General features: G+C 78.0%; 4 protein-coding genes. All 4 read left to right on the top strand.

Annotated elements, in window-relative coordinates; all coding sequences use genetic code 11:
• Positions 1-7 precede the first annotated feature (7 nt).
• Entirely contained in the window at positions 8-136 is a 129-nt protein-coding gene (locus PYV61_RS26665; protein ID WP_345785283.1) for a GrpB family protein, read from the top strand.
• Positions 137-237: 101 nt separating this feature from the next.
• Positions 238-564 (top strand): hypothetical protein, encoded by a 327-nt coding sequence (locus PYV61_RS23160; protein WP_275836153.1) that lies wholly within the window; start codon positions 238-240, stop codon positions 562-564.
• Between the two features lie 148 nt (positions 565-712).
• The gene (locus tag PYV61_RS23155) at positions 713-1,624 is read left to right on the top strand and encodes a DUF808 domain-containing protein (protein WP_275836152.1); all 912 of its coding nucleotides are present in this window, start codon (positions 713-715) and stop codon (positions 1,622-1,624) included.
• 82 nt (positions 1,625-1,706) lie between these two features.
• Positions 1,707-3,028 (top strand): amidohydrolase family protein (locus PYV61_RS23150; protein WP_275836149.1); only part of this gene is annotated, 1,322 nt, incomplete at its 3' end.

Raw genomic sequence — 3,028 nt, 5'->3', positions numbered from 1 at the left:
CCCCGCGCTGGCCGCCGAGTACGCGGCGCTCAAGCGCGCGCTGGCGGCGGCGCACCCGGCGGACCGCGCGGCGTACACCGCGGGGAAGGACGCCTTCGTCGCGCGCGTCCTCGCGGCGGGCGGGGCGGCGGGCTGACGGCGCGGGCCGCCGCGGCGTCACGGGCGGCGGTCGAACGTGAGACGGTTCCAGCCGGCAGCGTGACAGTGTGCGCGCGCGCCACGCGTTATGGTGGCCACATGAGCCGTTCCCCACAGCCAGATCGCCCCGAGCGTCGCGCGGCCGCCCCGACCCCGGCGCCGATCCCGGCGCCGCCGCACCGCCGGCCCACGCGCGGACGCACGTACTGCGTCGTCGAGTGGTGGGGGATGGACGCGGGGCTCGGCGGCGAGCGCCCGCTCGGCACCGTCACCGCGCGCTCGCCGAGCCGCGCGCTGTCGGCCGCGCGGACGCTCTGGCCCGACGTGCGGACGCTGCGCGTGGTGCCCGCGGGGGCCTTCCGCCGCCGGCACCTCGACGTGCTGGCGCGCGCGCTCGCGGCCGACGCGCGCCCAGCGCCGCACTAGCGTCTCGCGAGCGGCGGGGGCGCGGGCGGGGACGCCCCGGCGCGCGGGGGGCGTCGGGGCACGGAGCGGCGGCGGCCCGCGATTCGCTTCCGTCCGGCGGACGGCTATCGTTGCTGCCCCGGCGGTCCCCACCCGAATCCCACGCCCGATGCCCGCGACCGGGCTCCTCGCCCTCGTCGACGACGTCGCGTCGCTCCTCGACGACATCGCCCTCCTCACGCGCGTGGCCGCGCGCAAGACGGCCGGCGTGATCGGCGACGACCTCGCGCTCAACGCCCAGCAGGTCACCGGGATGCGCGCGGACCGCGAGCTGCCCGTGATCTGGGCGGTCGCCAAGGGGGCGCTGCTCAACAAGGTCATCCTCGTGCCGGCGGCGCTGCTCATCAGCGCCTTCGTCCCGCGCGCCATCACGCCGCTGCTGATGGCCGGCGGCCTGTTCCTCTGCTTCGAGGGGTTCGAGAAGCTGTGGGAGAAGCTCCGCCCCGAGACGCCCGAGCACCGCGCGGAGCGCGCCGCGCGCGTGCAGGCCGTGGCCGACCCGTCGGTCGACGTCGTGGCGTTCGAGAAGGCGCGCGTGAAGGGCGCGATCCGCACCGACTTCATCCTCTCCGCCGAGATCGTCGTCATCGCGCTCGGCACGATGGCGAACGAGCCGATCGTCCGGCAGATCGCGGCGCTGGCGGCCGTCGGCATCGGCGTGACGGTGCTCGTGTACGGGCTGGTGGCGCTGCTCGTCAAGCTCGACGACATCGGGCTGCGGCTGCAGCGGGGCGGCCCCGGCGGCCCCGGGTACGCCTTCGGCACCGTCCTGCTGCGCGGCACGCCGTGGGTCATGAAGACGCTCTCGGTCGTCGGCACGGCGGCGATGTTCCTGGTCGGCGGCGGGATCCTGGCGCACGGCATCCCGCCCATCGAGCACCTGCTGCACGGGCTGGGCACGGTCGCGCGCACGGCGGCCGACGGGGTGGTGGGGATCGCGGCCGGCGCGCTCACCGTCGGCGTCGTCCACCTGGTGCAGGGGATGCGCGGGAAGCACGGCGGCGAGGCGGGCGCGCACTGACGCCTCCCGCGGCGGCGAAACCGCGGGCCGGAACCGTCTGTCGAAGGGCGGAGCGCCACCGTCCCTCGCACCGACCCGCCGGATGCCGTCCCCGCGTTCCCGCCCGCCTCGCGTACTTCCCGCAGCCCTCCTCGTCGTCCTGACCGCCGGCCGGGCGCCGGCGCAGGAGCCCGCGCCGCCCGAGCCCCCGCCGCTCGCGATCGTCGGCGCGACCGTCCTCCCCATGGACGACGCGCGCGTGCTGGAGCGGCACACCGTCGTGATGCGCGGCGGCCGCATCGTCGCCGTGGCGCCGGACGCGGAGGCGCGCGTCCCCGCGGACGCGCGCCGCGTCGACGGGCGCGGGCGGTGGCTCGTCCCGGGGCTCGTGGACATGCACGTGCACCTCGACGGCGCCGGGCGCGAGCGCGACCTGCCGCTCTACCTCGCGCACGGCGTGACCACCGTGCGCAACCTGCGCGGCACGCCCGAGCACGTGGCGCTGCGCGCGCGCATCGCGCGCGGCGAGCTGCTCGGCCCCACCCTTCTGACGAGCGGCCCGTTCGTCGACCGGCTGCCCGAGGCGACGCCCGCCGAGCAGGTGGTGCGCGACCACCGCGCCGCCGGCTACGACGTCCTGAAGGTGCACGACCGCGAGTACGCGCCGGAGCGGTACCGCGCACTGGCGCGGGCCGCGCGCGCGGCCGGCATGCCGCTGGTGGGGCACGTCCCGGTCGCGGTCGGCGTCGAGGCGGCGGTGCGCGAGGGGCAGCGGACGCTGGAGCACGCGGAGGACCTCATGCAGACGTTCTTCGCGATGCAGCTCGACACGGCGCGCCTGCCCGCGCTGGTCGCGGCGGTCCGCGGCGGGCGCGCGTGCGTCGTCCCGACGCTGGTCGTCTTCGGCACCGTCGCGCGCCACCTCGCCGAGTACCCCGACCTGCGCGGGCTGATGGCGCGGCCGGCGCTGCGCCACGTGCGGCCGGCGCTGCGCGACGCGTGGGCGCCGGAGCGCAACCCGTACGTCCTGCGCGCGCACGGCCGCGCGGCCGAGGCGCCGGCGATCGCCGCACGGCTGGCCGCGCAGAACGCCTTCCTCCACCGCATCGCCGGCGCGCTGCACGCCGGCGGCGTGCCGGTGGCCGCGGGGAGCGACGCCGGCGTGCCGCACACGATCCCCGGCCACGCGCTGGTCGAGGAGGTGGCGCAGCTGCGCGCCGCCGGGCTCTCGCCGCACGACGCGCTGCGCGACGCCGCGCGCGCCGCCGCCGAGCGCCTGCCGCGGGCCGACGAGTTCGCGGCGATCGTCCCGGGGCTGCGCGCCGACGCCGTGCTCCTCGACCTCGACCCGCGCGCCGACCCGGGCGCGCTCGCCGACACGGCGCGAAGTCGGATCGTAGCCATGTCGTTCTGTGAGCCAAGGAG

The sequence above is a fragment of the Roseisolibacter sp. H3M3-2 genome (assembly GCF_029211165.1).
In the GTDB taxonomy this organism is placed as follows: Bacteria; Gemmatimonadota; Gemmatimonadetes; order Gemmatimonadales; family Gemmatimonadaceae; genus Roseisolibacter.
This window is presented reverse-complemented; position numbering and strand designations above follow the sequence as displayed.

What these genes read in the sequence shown, in the direction of transcription:
- PYV61_RS23160 (WP_275836153.1), top strand. Translation starts at nt 238, where the DNA reads ATGAGCCGTTCCCCACAGCCAGATCGCCCCGAGCGTCGCGCGGCCGCC.
- PYV61_RS23155 (WP_275836152.1), top strand. Translation starts at nt 713, where the DNA reads ATGCCCGCGACCGGGCTCCTCGCCCTCGTCGACGACGTCGCGTCGCTC.